This window comes from Avibacterium sp. 20-126, from assembly GCF_044358625.1.
In the GTDB taxonomy this organism is placed as follows: domain Bacteria; phylum Pseudomonadota; class Gammaproteobacteria; order Enterobacterales; family Pasteurellaceae; genus Avibacterium.
Map to the genome: position 1 here is coordinate 833104 of NZ_CP091457.1, position 12925 is coordinate 846028.

At 36.7% G+C, this 12925-nt stretch carries 12 protein-coding genes; 9 read left to right on the plus strand and 3 right to left on the minus strand.

Annotated elements, in window-relative coordinates; translation table 11 throughout:
• The first annotated feature begins 88 nt into the window (after positions 1 to 88).
• The 7 genes from L4F91_RS03900 to L4F91_RS03930 are packed head-to-tail and all read left to right on the plus strand — an operon-like array spanning position 89 to position 7004.
• Complete coding sequence (locus tag L4F91_RS03900; protein WP_395897398.1) at positions 89 to 1066, plus strand: polysaccharide pyruvyl transferase family protein; 978 nt, start codon at positions 89 to 91, stop codon at positions 1064 to 1066.
• Positions 1056 to 2237 (plus strand): lipopolysaccharide biosynthesis protein, encoded by a 1182-nt coding sequence (locus tag L4F91_RS03905; protein WP_265763022.1) that lies wholly within the window; start codon positions 1056 to 1058, stop codon positions 2235 to 2237. The genes L4F91_RS03900 and L4F91_RS03905 overlap by 11 nt, the downstream gene beginning before the upstream one ends.
• A 10-nt stretch (positions 2238 to 2247) precedes the next feature.
• Entirely contained in the window at positions 2248 to 3021 is a 774-nt protein-coding gene (locus tag L4F91_RS03910) for a glycosyltransferase family 25 protein (RefSeq protein ID WP_250363196.1), read from the plus strand.
• Positions 3021 to 4208 (plus strand): hypothetical protein, encoded by a 1188-nt coding sequence (locus L4F91_RS03915; protein WP_250363195.1) that lies wholly within the window; start codon positions 3021 to 3023, stop codon positions 4206 to 4208. Before L4F91_RS03910 ends, L4F91_RS03915 begins: the two co-directional genes overlap by 1 nt.
• Positions 4201 to 5085, plus strand: coding sequence for a glycosyltransferase family 2 protein (locus L4F91_RS03920; RefSeq protein WP_250363194.1), 885 nt, complete (start codon positions 4201 to 4203; stop codon positions 5083 to 5085). Before L4F91_RS03915 ends, L4F91_RS03920 begins: the two co-directional genes overlap by 8 nt.
• Positions 5085 to 5888, plus strand: coding sequence for a glycosyltransferase (locus L4F91_RS03925; protein ID WP_395897402.1), 804 nt, complete (start codon positions 5085 to 5087; stop codon positions 5886 to 5888). Before L4F91_RS03920 ends, L4F91_RS03925 begins: the two co-directional genes overlap by 1 nt.
• A 24-nt stretch (positions 5889 to 5912) precedes the next feature.
• Positions 5913 to 7004, plus strand: coding sequence for a lytic transglycosylase domain-containing protein (locus L4F91_RS03930; RefSeq protein ID WP_395897404.1), 1092 nt, complete (start codon positions 5913 to 5915; stop codon positions 7002 to 7004).
• Positions 7005 to 7046: 42 nt separating this feature from the next.
• Here the strand turns inward: L4F91_RS03930 and L4F91_RS03935 are convergent, their stop codons facing one another.
• From L4F91_RS03935 to xthA, 3 genes are all read right to left on the minus strand, one after another.
• On the minus strand, positions 7047 to 7922 hold the full coding sequence (locus tag L4F91_RS03935) for a ferritin-like domain-containing protein (protein WP_395897406.1): 876 nt from the start codon (positions 7920 to 7922) through the stop codon (positions 7047 to 7049).
• Positions 7923 to 7930: 8 nt separating this feature from the next.
• On the minus strand, positions 7931 to 8794 hold the full coding sequence (gene tesB / locus L4F91_RS03940) for an acyl-CoA thioesterase II (RefSeq protein ID WP_395897408.1): 864 nt from the start codon (positions 8792 to 8794) through the stop codon (positions 7931 to 7933).
• A gap of 147 nt (positions 8795 to 8941) precedes the next feature.
• Entirely contained in the window at positions 8942 to 9745 is an 804-nt protein-coding gene (xthA, locus tag L4F91_RS03945; protein WP_250350514.1) for an exodeoxyribonuclease III, read from the minus strand.
• A 188-nt stretch (positions 9746 to 9933) separates the two neighbouring features.
• Here xthA and L4F91_RS03950 point away from each other — a divergent pair, with 188 nt between their 5' ends.
• Positions 9934 to 11634, plus strand: a complete 1701-nt coding sequence (locus L4F91_RS03950; RefSeq protein ID WP_250363183.1) for a LuxR C-terminal-related transcriptional regulator — start codon at positions 9934 to 9936, stop codon at positions 11632 to 11634.
• A 144-nt stretch (positions 11635 to 11778) separates the two neighbouring features.
• Positions 11779 to 12903 carry a NapC/NirT family cytochrome c gene (locus tag L4F91_RS03955; protein ID WP_250363182.1) on the plus strand — a complete coding sequence of 375 codons (1125 nt, stop codon included), beginning with the start codon at positions 11779 to 11781 and terminating at the stop codon, positions 12901 to 12903.
• Positions 12904 to 12925: the final 22 nt, after the last annotated feature.

Here is a 12925-nt window from a genome sequence, read left to right on the forward strand (position 1 = left end):
ACTCAATCCTTTTGGAACTCTGGCGGATTCTGTTTTAAAATAGCCACTTTACGCTGATAAGCAGCTTTATAGGAAAGATGGTTAAACAATGAACGAGATTTTAGTTTCTCTGAAACAAGATTTAAAGCAAATCCTTGATGTGATCGTGGATAAAAATGATGTGTTGTATTTTGATTATCCGCTGCATCTAAATGTGGGGGATTTGCTCATTTATGCGGGAACAGAGGCGTTTTTTCAGGATTATCAAATTCATATTCGATTAAGACGTTGTTTACAAAGCTTCGATCTTGATGAAGTAAAAAAATATGTCAAGCCGACGACGACCTTAGTGTGCCACGGCGGTGGTAATTTTGGTGATCTTTACCCCGCAATTCAGGCAATGCGTGAGGCGTTGGTGCAAGCCTTTCCGAATAATCGCATTATTGTTATGCCACAAACCGCCTATTTTTCTCACCCGCAAGCAAAAGAAAAATCAGCAGCCATTTTTTCTGCGCATAAAGATTGTTATTTATTTGCACGTGATCAAGCCACTTATCAATTAATGAAAGTACAGTTTTCTGATAAGGTGTTTTTATCGCCTGATATGGCACATCAACTTTATGGTTCAACATTGTTGCAAAAGCAACGTGCGGTGCAAAAATCGGCAGAAAAAACCTTATATTTTTTGCGTAAAGATATTGAAGCAAGCCATTTGGAAAAAAATATCCAAGCCGCATTGCCTACAAGTGCGGAAATAAAAGATTGGGAAGATATTCTTACCACTCAAGATAAGTATTATGAACGTATTTATAGCGGATTGGCGAAAATAGCCAATAAATATCATCAACCTTGGTTAAAAAATGTTGTTAATAATTTATGGTATCGCCATAGCTTGGCGGTAATTGAACGTTGCAAGGAGATTTTTCAAGGCTATGATTTAGTGGTAACAAGCCGATTACACGGGCATATTTTTTCTTGTTTGTTAGAACTCCCTAATGAAGTTTGTGATAATTCTTATGGTAAAAATTTAGGCTATTATCATCAATGGACGCAAGATATTGATTTTGTGAAAGTTTATGAAGAATAAATCCTTTACAAAACTGCTGATTACCACCTTCTTAACCACGGGACTCACAATGGTGAGTTCCTTTTTACTGGCTCGTTTGCTTGCAGTGGAAGAACGTGGTGCATTGCAGCTTTTTATTACTTCTGTTACCTATGTGGTTACAATTTCTACGGGGGGAGTAGGGTTTTCTCTTGCACTTTGTATGCGTAATAACCAATATCATCATTGGCGTTATTATTTTGCGGCTTTTTTATTATTTTCACTATTTGTATCCAGCCTTGCGCTTTTATTTTTTAATATTACATCATTTCATTATTTATTTATTTTAAATGTTGTTTTTACCGCTATTTTTACGATTACCCTAGAAAAAAGTAAAATTGATGCTAATTTATCTCTTTATCGCTTACTTTCTTTGCAACAGCCTATTTTAGCCGTAGGCCTATATGGCGGGTATTATTTTCTTTTTGGTCAGCAACATTTAGAAAAAGTGGTTCAACTCTTAACAATTTTAACATCAATACAGGCTTTATTTGCACTTTATGCCCTAAATAAAATAGAAAAGCAAGTTAAGCAAAAAACGGAAATACAAAAGATTATTCCAACTAATTTCTTTAAAAATTGGTTAAAACAAAATTTACTACAAGTTTTTGGTGCGACAACAGTGAATTTAGATCGATTTCTAATTGTCGCGTTAATGGGCAATTATACCCTAGGTTTATATACTGTTTGCATTGCTTTTGATGCTTTGCTAACTCGTATTATCAATATGATGGTGGATTATTATTATTCAGGTTTACTTAATAACCTAAATCGTATTCGTGCCGTGTTAGGGCTTATCATATTAATGGGAATTAGTGCAGTGATTATTGTGCCATTTTTAGCAGAGCCAATTATTCATTTATTTTTTGGTAATGCCTATGTTGAAGTTGCGCCTGTGTTATTATGGTTTATTATTAATTCATTATTAGCGGGGCTTTCTTGGCTGTTATCACAAAATATGCTAATTTTAGGTAAGCAAGTCTTATTATTTACCCGCCAAATTATTTCTATCCTTGTGTTAATTGGCTTATTTTTTATTTTCAAAGAGCAAGGGGTATATGGAGTGGCTTACGCGTTAATTGGCGCGAGTTTAGTGAGATTGATGATTTCACTGATTTACTATTATAAGTTCCCAATAAAAGTAATTAATTAAGTTGGATAAAATGAAAAAATTTCTTATTTCTTTAGATAAAGATCATCAACGCCGAGAACTGTTTTTTTCTCAGCCTGATACACAAGATTTTACGGTGTTTAGTGCCATTAATACGATGCAAGAAACGCCAGAAAATCTCACCGCACTTTATGATCAAGAAAAATTTTTACAACGCTATGGAAGAAACGTAACCAAAGGGGAAATTGGTTGTACATTAAGCCACTTGGCGGTATATGCTTTAATTGCCAAGGATACAAGCATTCAAGAAGATGAATATTGTTTAATTTGTGAAGATGATGCGTTGTTTAATCAAGATTTTCAATGTCATTTAACGGCATTGCTTAAAGAAAATATTCAGGCAGATATTATACTTATTGGACAATCAAAAATTGATCATTTCAATCATTCAGAATTAGAAATTAATTATCCAACCACCTTTTCCTTTTTACGTCATCGTATTTCTGGTACTGGGTTTTCTTATTCATATCCTTACCGTAATTATTTTGCCGGTACGGTCGCTTATTTAATTAAAAAATCTGCAGTAAAACCTTTCTTAGCAGAAGAAAAACCCTATTGGTTAGCCGATGATTATATTTTATTTGAAAATAAATTTTTTTTAGATACACAAGTTATTCGCCCTTTATTAGCCATTGAAAATCCAACATTAATGAGTAATTTAGAAGCGGTGCGTGGCAGTGCCAAACATTATTTTTGGCAAAAATTAATGAAATATCCATTGAAAAAATTACTTGCCATTAAGCGTAATCTAATAGGTGGAAAATAATGTCTGCGCTAGCTAATTTATTTTATCTTTATGATCCTTGGCTATTTCATTTTTTCCGAATGGCATTTTTTGTTGGCAGCATTACGCTTTTTTACTTGGCTTATCAGGTGTTAAAAAAGCAACGTTCACAAGGCATTTTTATTCCTTTAGATAGTTTAATCGCAATTATTACGTTAATTGCGTTAAGTGCAATTCCAATGTGGCTACACCAAACGAAAGATTATTCTGTTTTATTACAATACAGCAAAACCCTTATTTTGTTTATTTTTGCTATTGGAATTTATAATGTTTTTTATTTTAATAAGCAGGGGAAAGGCTTGCTTATTCGGGATTTAAAAATTGGTATTATTATTCAATGGATTGTTGGCATTACAGCATTAATAGGAATTGGGTTTATGGTAGAGTTGGCGATTTCAAGCCATATCCTACTGCCACGTTTTTATGGTTCAGAACAAGAATATCGTTTATATAATCTGACTTCATCGGCGTTCTTCCAATTAAGTGCTTTTTATCTATTTTTGTTACATTTCTTACTGGCTTACAACAAAGTGCAGAATAAATTAAGTGCGGTGTATTTATTTTTAATTTTATGTATTGGGCTTATTTCAGGAAGAACATTTTTATTGCTTTCAATGGTAAGCATTGCCATTTATTTTAAATGGAAATATCTTCCTGCTGTACTCTTATTTGGATTGCTCTGTTTAGGGTTGGCATTCTATTGCCCTGAAAATCCTTATGTCGCTCACGCATTAGAACCGTTAATTAATTTACTAAATCATCAAGGGCTGACTAGTTCATCAACAGATACATTAATGAAGCGCCATTTATTTATTCCCGAATTAAACCAATTTCTATGGGGTGATGGACAATATATTATGCCAAATGGAAAATATTATGGTCTGACAGACAGTGGTTTTTTACGCCAATTACTTTATGGTGGAATAGGGTATTTAGCCATTTGTTTTTTATTTACCGCCTATTTTGTGCGTAAAGTTGCATTAAATTGGTTTAATGGGAGCTGGCTATTTAGTTTATCTACATTATTGATATTTTCCGTATTAAATATTAAAGCGGATACTTATGCTTTCCCGGGAATAATGTTAGTGCTACTAATGTTCTTATCTTTATTTGGACAGCAAGGGAAAAATCTCTTCTTATTTAGAAAAGAAGGAAAACAAAATGTTTAGTATTATCGTGCCATCTTATAATCGGCAAGAGGAAATTCCAGCCTTATTAGAACATTTAATTCAGCAAACCGTGCATAATTTTGAGGTCATTATTGTTGATGATTGTTCTAAAGAAAAGGTGATTATCAAGAAAGATTATCCTTTTAAGGTAACCGTTATTCGTAATGAGCAAAATCAAGGGGCAGCAGAAAGCCGTAATATTGGGGCAAAAAATGCAACGCAAGATTGGCTATTATTTTTAGATGATGATGACCGTTTTGAAAAGCATAAATGTGAAATCTTAGGAAAAAAAATTGCAGAAAATCCAGTGATGAATTTTATTTATCATCCTGCAAAATGCGTAATGGTTAATGAAAAGTTTAGCTATGTTACGCATCCTTTGACACAGCAAAAAGATCTCAGTTTAGAAAATATGTTATTAGCCAATAAAATCGGTGGAATGCCGATGATAGGGATTAAAAAATCTTTCTTTTTCGCTTTAGATGGGCTTTCAACCCAATTAAAATCGTTGGAAGATTATGAATTTGTATTAAAAGTGATTTCATCACCCGAATTAAAACCGTGCTATGTCGATCACGCTTTAACTGAATGTACATTTCATACTCAACGTGCGAGCGTTTCAACGAATTTAATCAATACGGAACAAGCGATTGCATTTATTCAGAAAAATTATGTGAAAACGCCTATTCAGCAACAACGCTTTGCAATAAATTCACTTTATATGCTTGCTTATCCTTATATTATGAATTTATCACGCAAGGCGAGTATTTATTATTGGAAAATGTTTAAATTAAGCAAGAATATCAAACCATTGATTATTGCAATCATTATTTTTATTTCACCGAAATTAGCCATTCATTTGAAAAGGTTTATCTAATGAAATTTTCAGTTTTAATGTCCTTATATATAAAGGAAAACCCACAATACTTGCGTGAATGCTTAGAAAGTTTGCGCGCACAAACCTTGCCCGCAGACGAAATTGTTTTAGTGTTTGATGGCGCAGTCACGCCTGAGCTAGAAAGTGCGGTGCAAAAATTTGTGAATTTTTTACCGTTAAAATTAGTTAAATTACCTGTAAATCAAGGGTTAGGTAAAGCATTAAATGAGGGGTTACGGCATTGTACCAATGAATGGGTGTTGCGTATGGATACGGATGATATTTGTGATCCCCAGCGTTTTGAAAAACAAATCAATTTTATTAAGCAACATCCTGAAACCATTATTTTTGGAGGGCAAATTGCTGAATTTGGTACGGATATTCAAGACATTGTAAGCTATCGTAATGTCCCCACTGAGGCGAAAGAGATTGTTGATTTCACGAAAATGCGTAGCCCCTTTAACCATATGACCGTGGCCTACCAAAAAGCAGCGGTATTGGCTGAGGGAGGCTACCAAGATATTCAGGAAGATTATTATTTATGGATTAATTTGGTGGCGAAATATCCGCAAAATGTCGCTAACTTGCCTGATATTTTAGTTTATGCGCGTGTAGGGAATGGAATGGTGTCTCGTCGCCGAGGCTTAGCTCAAGCGAAATGTGAATGGAATTTATTTAAATTAAAACGGAAAGTTCAATTGCAATCGCTTATTTCGGGATTTATCGTTTTTTTATTACGAGTTTTACCACGTTTATTACCTGTTTCATTATTGAAATTGGTATATAAATTTTTACGTAAATAATGTTTTATTTTGTAAGGAAAGCCAATGTTTAGCAAAAAGTTAATAGTGACTTCATTATTTTCAGCCGTTTTATTATCAGCCTGCTCAAGTAATGATTCCATTAAACCCGTGGGGGAAAATGCGCAATATAATAAGCCTCGTACATTAAATAATTTTGATGATTATGTACAGTTTTTAAAAGCCAAAGCCGCAGGGCAAGGAATTTCAAGTGTGGTGCTAAATGCACAACAAAATATTCAATATATTCCTAAAGCAGTGGCATTGGATAAACAACAAGCGGGGAAAGTAAAAAAACGTGATCCTAGTGCGCCAAAAGTGGTTAATCCTAATGGGGTAACGAATTATCTTAACCGCGTACTGACCACAAATAAAGTGAACATTGCGGAAGAACGTTATTGGCAACAGTTACCACAATTAGAAAGTGCGAGTAAAAAATTTGGCGTACAAAAAGAATATTTAATGGCACTGTGGGGAATGGAAAGTAGTTTCGGTTATTATCAAGGCTATTATGATGTGCTTTCCGTATTAGCAACCCTTGCTTTTGATGGACGCCGTGAGCCATTATTCAGTAAAGAATTTATTGCGGCAATGAAAATGTTAGAACGTGATCATATTCAACGTCACAAAATGAAAGGCTCGTGGGCAGGCGCAATGGGACAAACGCAGTTTATGCCAAGTTCTTACCTTAGCTATGCCGCAGATGGCAATGGTGATGGTGAAAAAGATATCTGGAAAAACCATTATGATGTCTTTGCTTCTATCGCCCGTTATTTACATACGGTGGGCTGGGACGACAAATTGCCTTGGGGCGTGGAAGTACGCTTAAATCAGTATATTAGCCCGAATTTAACAGGCATTGAAACGCACAAAGCGCGTTCATTACAAGATTGGCAAGCTCAAGGCGTTGAACTCAAATCCTTCAATTTAGAAAGTACGCAAAATCTCACCGCACTTTCTCATACAACCTTATGGCTGGTGCAACCAGATGGTGAAAATGGACGTGCTTTCTTAGTTTCAAACAATTTCCGCACCTTGCTTGACTGGAATCGCTCTAATTATTTTGCGGTAAGTATAGGAATGTTTGCCGATCGTATTCGGGCGAAAGTGGGGGGATAAGGTCAGTATTTTCCCTTCTTTTTCTAAGAAGGGAAAATTTTATCATTTCATTACCTTAATATGCGATTTTAAAGTCTGCTCAATTTCATAAATCCAATCTAATTCAAATTGGGTGAAACCTGCTTGAATACGGGCATCTGTGTTGATTGCACCTTTAAAAATCACAATACGATATTTACGCAATAAATCGCTGAAACATTGCATTGCATCCAGTCCTCGTTTGGCAGAAAGGGCGTGATACCAATGGTTACCAATAGCAACGTGACCAATTTCATCACGCAAAATAACGTCAAGAATTTTCACCGCATCAAAATCTTTGCGTTGTGCGATTTTTTCTTGCATCACTGGTGTGGCGTCTAAGCCTCTTGCTTCCAAAACACGCGGTACTAATGCCATTCGTTCCCAAATATCGTGTGCGGTAGCCTGTGCCATTTCCCATAATCCAGCGTGTGCTTCAAAATCGCCATATTCATAACCTAAGGTTTTTAAGTGATTGTTTACTAAAGTAAAATGCGTGCTTTCTTCATAAGCAACGCGTAACCAATCACGCGTAAAAGCCAACCCTTCGCCTAATTCTTTTTCCGCTTCACGGGCAAATCGCCACGCCGCATCTAAGCCTAAATTAATCGCATTAAATTCAATATGTGCAATAGCGTGTAATGTCGCTGCATAGCCTTCTTGTGTGGCAAAAGAACGTTTTGGCACAGCGTGTGGTGCAACCAATTTGGGTTTATCCGGAAACGTAGCCATTTCTTGATCTTTTTTTACCACGGGGAAATCCTCCAATTCCGCTTGTTCAATGCGAGATAGCAGTTCGTTATATAAGGCGTTTACTTGTTCACATTTTTTCGCAGGATCTTTTTCTTGCAAGGCTTGTGTAACCTGTTCCCAAAGTTGTGTGATTAAAAGTGCGGTCATTTTTTTCCTTATTTTTCGCTAAATCGAATTAAACCTTCTTGTTGAGTGGTGGCAATTAAACGCCCTTGGCGATCGAAAATTTGCCCACGAGATAAGCCTCTTGCGCCAAAGGCGTTAGGGCTTTCAATGGCATAAAGTAGCCAATCATTAAGATCACCGGCACGATGAAACCAAATAGAATGATCAATGGTTGCCAATTTCATTCCTGCTTCTAAAAAGCCTTTTTGATGTGGGTGAAGGGCAGTGAGCAATGGATGAAAATCAGAGAAATACGCCAATAAGCATTGCTGAATAGCGCGATCTTGTGGGACTTCACCATTTGCTTTCACCCAAACATATTGTTCGGGTGGCAACACCTTGCCTTGAAAAGGATTATTGATGTATTTGCTACGAATATCAAAAGGCCGGTCGGCAGTAAATTTCTCACGAATTGGCTCAGGAATATATTGTGCCAGTTTTTGCAACGCCACATTTTCAGCAAGAAAGCTATCTGGCTCACTCACATTTGGCATTGTCGTTTGATGATCAAAGCCATTTTCCTCCATTTGGAATGAGGCAGTAATATGGCAAATCGCTTGATTATGCTGAACGGCCTTCACTCGCATTGCTGTGAAATGATGCCCTTCGCGTAGTACTTCCACATCGTAAATGATTGGGTAGAGGCTATCCCCGGGCGCGAGGAAATAAGCGTGGCAAGAATGTAATAGACGATCTTTTGGTGCAACTTGAATTGCCGCAGAAAGTGCTTGTGCTACCACCTGCCCACCAAATACTTGACGGAAACCTAAATCTTGGCTTTGTCCACGGAAGAGAAAATCATCAAATCGCTCCAATTTGAGCAAGTCAATAAGTTGGTTGAGTACCACAGACATTTTATTCACCTTTTTATAAAAAATAGTGCGGTGTATTTTACGGGAATTTTGAATTGTAAGCTAATTTGGGATAGGAAACTAAATTGTTAAGAGTTCTGTATAGCAAGCGCGGTAAAAATTTTTAAAATTTTTACCGCACTTTTTATTTTATTCAAACACTGCCCAAATCGGTGCGTGATCAGACGGTTTTTCCATTGCACGAATATCTAAAGCGATGCCTGTATCGGTACAGCTGTCGATCAAATTATTACTTGCTAAAATATGATCAATACGTAAGCCACGGTTATCATCAAAGCCTTTGGAACGATAATCAAACCACGAGAATTTATCATTTGTCGTTGGGTTTAGGTGGCGGAAAGTGTCTGTTAAGCCATAGGCATATAAACGGTTATACCATTCTCTTTCTTCTGGTAAGAATGAACATTTTCCTGTGCGTAACCAGCGTTTGCGGTTTTCTTCACCAATACCAATATCTAAATCACTTGGGCTGATATTCATATCTCCCATAATAATAATTGGATTTTCTTTATTATGATCTTGTTCTAAATAACGTTGTAAATCCGCATAGAATTTTTCTTTCGCGGGGAATTTTGTTTCGTGATTACGGCTTTCTCCTTGTGGAAAATAGCCATTGATCACGGTGAGCAAGCCAAATTTTGTTTCCATCTCCGCCATAATAATGCGTTTTTGGGCATCTGCTTCATCAGTAGGGAAGCCTTTGTGAATGGCTTTCGGTGCTTGTTTTAATAAAAAAGCCACACCATAATGTCCTTTTTGTCCGTGATGGTAAACGTGATAACCAAGGTGTTCGACTAAGGCATAAGGGAAATCCTCATCCGCCACTTTAATTTCCTGCAGGCCTAAAATATCAGGTTGATACTGTGCTATGATGGCTTCTAATTGGTGTGGTCTTGCACGTAGCCCATTGATATTAAAAGACATTACTTTCATTTCATTTATTCCTAGTTGTACATTTAAAAAATTAAGCTGGCATTATACTAAGGTTTAGCTCATTTAAAAAATGATAATATTTTTTACCGCACTTTACTTTGTTCGGCAATCTGTTGATTTATATCATTAAATATGGCGCGAAATTTCTTTATGATAGACACGTTTATTCGTCAATAACAGGGAAGCAAATGACAGTAGTATGGTCTTGTTTAGTCAATGAACAGAAAGAATTAATTGAATGGGAAAATCACCAAGGAAAGGCATATCTTGAAAATTACCCCCAACTTATTGATTATGCACAGGCGTTGCTGGCTTCCAAACGCGATAACGTGCATTTCTATTATCAAGCTGATCAGCAATGGCTTAATGTCAGTTTACAACGTTATAAGCAAAGGTTTACCTTACTTACTGCGCAACAAATGCCGTTGCCTTTTGAGCTGAGTAAACGAGAACTTGAAATTTTAACCTTGCTCAGTAGTGGGCTAAGCAATGCGGAAATTTCTCAACAGCTTTTTATTAGTGAGCGTACTGTTGCCAAACACGTTGAACATCTTTTTCAAAAAACGCAGATTGACAATCGGACGAGTTTAGCGGTGTTTGCTATCACAGAAAATCTGTGTTGTTTGCCAACCCCGGGGGATTTGCCCCAATCTCTTTTAGCAACCTATGAAATTGAAGAACTCGCTAAGGGTAAAAAACTGTCGAAAAAAACACCGCACTTTATTCATTCCGCCATTTCTCGTCCTATCACCATTGGCGTGCCTTATGTGGAGCAAGGTATTGGGCAATGGGATACGCAGGAATTATGCAACGGTTCACAGTTAGCGGTCGAAATGATCAACCAACAAGGGGGAATTCATGGGCGACAAGTGCGGTTAGAAACTGTCGGATTTCGTGTTGATGATCCCAAAAGTATCCAACAAGCTTACCAAACATTGTTTGATAAAGAAGTGGATGCGATTTCGGCAAGCTATGCTTGCTATTCCCCTGATTTACACGAATGGATTGCAAGCAAGGGAATTCCGTATATTCATCTTGCTACTCATAGTGATTTAGGAAAGTCGCAACATAGGCAAATTAAAAATATTTTTCAAGCCTGTGCAAGTGATATTAATTATGGCGCAGGTGTTGCGCGTTTTATTCAGGCTTATCAATATCATTATCCGCAAGTTGTGAAAAATAAAAGGATTTTAGTGGTTACAGTAACGTGGCAAAAAATTGATATTGGTATTGAAAATCTGATTATTCAACTGCGTAACGCACATTGGTATGTGGAAGTGCTAGCATTAGAAAAATCATCTGATGTTTTCAATGTGTTAATGAAACAGGTTCATCATATTGATCCCACTTTAATTGTGTTTGCCTCTTATTTTGCTGAAGATATTCTCGCTTTTTATCAATGTTTTATACAGAATCCAATTAATGCAATTATTTATAGTATTTATGCCCCCTCTGTATTTTTACCACAAGAAAAGCAATGTGAAGATGTGTTATGGGCAAGTACAACGGGATTAAGTATGAATTATGCGGGACAAAAATTCCGCCAACACTATCAGCAATTATTTCACCACCAACCGAGTTATTCACAAGCCAGCGTGGCTTATGATCAAATTCAAATTCTCGCGAATGTTTGGCGGCATAGCCCTTCCCCAAGAGCCTTTAGAGAAGTCATTAATGGCATTCGATCCTTAGCGTATACTGGGGTAAACGGTACTTATTATTTTGGTGGTGAAGTTCAAGCTGGGCTTACTTATCCTGATAATACAAAAGATCTTTCAATTAGCCAGCCTCATTTATTATTCCAAATTCAGCAAGGAAAAAGTACCGTAATTGCGCCCGATGTTTTTGCTGAATCGGTATTTAGATTGCCTCATTGGTTCCGTATTTAACGGTTCTTTTTTGCGTTATATCAAATTTTACTAATCCTTAAGAGGTAAATACGTAACTTTACGTATTGAGTACTTCGATGCCCACCTTATAATTTCTTTCATTATTCTACCTATTTTGATGTATCAATTTTATGTGGGGGGGCTATGGCAAAATTAAATAAAAAATTTGTATTAGGCAGTTTATTTGGCATATTGCTTGGTGTTGGCGTGTTTGCTGGATCGCAATACGCAATGAAAGCAACCAGTAGCACAGAATTTTGTGTGAGCTGCCATTCAATGGAAATTCCCAAACAAGAATGGGAAGGAAGTGTGCATTTTTCAAACCGCAAAGGCGTAAGAGCGGAATGTGCGAATTGTCATATTCCACAGGATTCCGCATTCCATTATGTAAAAACGAAAGTGATGGCATTAAAAGATGTGTGGAATACCTTTGTGGTGGATAAATTACCAGATCAAGACGCTTATGAAACCCATCGTTTAGCAATGGCAAAATCAGTTTGGGCAGAGATGAAAGCAAGCGATTCGGTTACGTGTAAAAGCTGCCATAATCAAGAGGCAATGGTGTTATCCGAACAATCTGAGGCAGCTCAGAAAATGCATAAAATTGCACAAGAAACCAACCAAACCTGTATTGATTGCCATAAAGGAATCGTTCATTTTATGCCTGAAATGGAAGTGGATAACAATGAAGCAAACAGTGAATTAGCAAAACACAGTGGGCAATTTTCGACTGAAGATAAAACCCTATATAGCTTAGCGATGGCAAATGCAACGTTGCAAGAGGGGGGAACGATTCGTTTAATGCCTTATGCTGAATTAACTGATTGGAATACGGCTGATGAACAAGTTAAAGCCACATTAAGCGGTTGGCAACAAGAAGGGGCAGAAAGTGTCGTATATATGGATTTAGGCAAACGTATTATGGTGGCATTATTAGAAAATGTTGCCCAAGAGAAGATTCAAGTGATTCGTTCTGTTTATGATGAAGTCACCGCAGCGAATTGGAAAGAAATTCGTTTACCTATTGTTGTACCAAAATCAAATTTAACCGCAGATTTAACCGCACTGAATCAGTTTGGTAAAAACTTAAATGAAACCTATTGTAGTGGTTGTCATGCGCCTATTTCTGCCGATCATTACACAGCAAATCAATGGATTGGTGTGGTCAATTCAATGAAAGATCGCACCTCGTTATCTGATGAGGATGTACGCACATTAACAATTTATTTGCAGCGTAATGGTAAAGATATGGCTAACTTATCGCATTAGTATCGTAATAGTGGATTAAAAT

What these genes read in the sequence shown, in the direction of transcription:
- L4F91_RS03900 (WP_395897398.1), top strand. Translation starts at nt 89, where the DNA reads ATGAACGAGATTTTAGTTTCTCTGAAACAAGATTTAAAGCAAATCCTT.
- L4F91_RS03905 (WP_265763022.1), top strand. Translation starts at nt 1,056, where the DNA reads ATGAAGAATAAATCCTTTACAAAACTGCTGATTACCACCTTCTTAACC.
- L4F91_RS03910 (WP_250363196.1), top strand. Translation starts at nt 2,248, where the DNA reads ATGAAAAAATTTCTTATTTCTTTAGATAAAGATCATCAACGCCGAGAA.
- L4F91_RS03915 (WP_250363195.1), top strand. Translation starts at nt 3,021, where the DNA reads ATGTCTGCGCTAGCTAATTTATTTTATCTTTATGATCCTTGGCTATTT.
- L4F91_RS03920 (WP_250363194.1), top strand. Translation starts at nt 4,201, where the DNA reads ATGTTTAGTATTATCGTGCCATCTTATAATCGGCAAGAGGAAATTCCA.
- L4F91_RS03925 (WP_395897402.1), top strand. Translation starts at nt 5,085, where the DNA reads ATGAAATTTTCAGTTTTAATGTCCTTATATATAAAGGAAAACCCACAA.
- L4F91_RS03930 (WP_395897404.1), top strand. Translation starts at nt 5,913, where the DNA reads ATGTTTAGCAAAAAGTTAATAGTGACTTCATTATTTTCAGCCGTTTTA.
- L4F91_RS03935 (WP_395897406.1), bottom strand. Translation starts at nt 7,922, where the DNA reads ATGACCGCACTTTTAATCACACAACTTTGGGAACAGGTTACACAAGCC.
- tesB (WP_395897408.1), bottom strand. Translation starts at nt 8,794, where the DNA reads ATGTCTGTGGTACTCAACCAACTTATTGACTTGCTCAAATTGGAGCGA.
- xthA (WP_250350514.1), bottom strand. Translation starts at nt 9,745, where the DNA reads ATGAAAGTAATGTCTTTTAATATCAATGGGCTACGTGCAAGACCACAC.
- L4F91_RS03950 (WP_250363183.1), top strand. Translation starts at nt 9,934, where the DNA reads ATGACAGTAGTATGGTCTTGTTTAGTCAATGAACAGAAAGAATTAATT.
- L4F91_RS03955 (WP_250363182.1), top strand. Translation starts at nt 11,779, where the DNA reads ATGGCAAAATTAAATAAAAAATTTGTATTAGGCAGTTTATTTGGCATA.